Genomic DNA, 1,180 nt, shown 5'->3' with positions numbered 1-1,180 from the left:
CTACGCAACAGCAACAGTCCTCAAAGAAGCCCTTCGCCTTCTCGGTGTTGAAGCTCCAGACGAAATGTAATCTATACTTAAAACGCCTAAGGGCGTTTTTTAGTAACCAAAAAAAGAACCCAACACATCATGTTGAGCTCTTTTGGAGATTATGAAAAAGAAAAGTTCGTTGTTCTACAAAAAGTGTAATCCAACGAGACTTACTGAAATGTGTTCAGTAAAAGTTATTTAGGGGATTTACAGTATAACCTCCCTATCTTAAAGAAACCTTAAATCACAGCACAAAAAAACATAAGGGATTTTCACAGCAGTCCAATGACCACTGAAAAGATACGATTGTACAGGCTTCCCAACCTAATCTTCAAAGGTGACCGCTTGTCTAATAGAATCTTTATATAACTATATCACCTTTTTCTAGAAGGGTTTTCAAGTGTTTTCTTAAAATATCCTAATAAAACATCAAAAAGAAGAAAAAAGCCTAGATTGCTATACTTTCTTCGGGGAAATTTGTTATGAAAAAATTATGTTCACCTTCTAGCTCACAAAAGCTAGCTGCTTTACTAGGATGGTTATAATATATCTTAATGAACTTAAAGGTTACTTAAAATATTATTCTCTTTCATCACTTTTTAAAACGATAAGCAAAATAAGTAATAGTAAGCACCCATTAGGAATATCCATATCTAAAAACCAAGAAGGAACTTTGATACTTCCTAAATCATTCATAATCCGGATGATATTATAAGCAAGGCTTACTATTAAGAGACTAAGTTCCGGCAAACAGTTAAATCGTCCTTTTAAGAATGATAACTCCTCCTTCCTGACAGTTTTCTTGCGATGACCCTATTGTAAAGCCAAAAAGAGAACAAAAATAGTGACATAGATATCACCATAAAAAAGCAGGGCGGTCCTGCTTTCTCTTATTCATATAAATCAGTCACCCAAACCGATGCGTTCGAAGATTTCATCAACACGTTTAGTATAATAAACTGGGTTGAAGATTTCGTCGATTTCTTCTTGAGTGAGGCGAGAAGTTACCTCTGGATCTGCTTCAAGAAGTGGTTTAAAGTCTACTTGGTTATCCCATGATTGAGCTGTCTTAGGTTGAACAAGGTCGTAAGCTTGTTCACGCGTCATGCCTTTTTCAATCAAGGTAAGCATAGCACGTTGACTGAAGATA

The 1,180-nt window shown here is 35.6% G+C and carries 1 pseudogene; it reads right to left on the bottom strand.

Annotated elements, in window-relative coordinates:
- Positions 1 to 933: 933 nt before the first annotated feature.
- Positions 934 to 1,180 (bottom strand): annotated as a pseudogene (locus CGS49_RS13575) (adenylosuccinate lyase); the annotation flags it as partial.

The sequence above is a fragment of the Faecalibacterium langellae genome (genome assembly GCF_002549775.1).
In the GTDB taxonomy this organism is placed as follows: domain Bacteria; phylum Bacillota; class Clostridia; order Oscillospirales; family Ruminococcaceae; genus Faecalibacterium; species Faecalibacterium langellae.
Note: the sequence above shows the minus strand (reverse complement) of the source record. Positions and strands in the feature narration are given on the sequence as shown.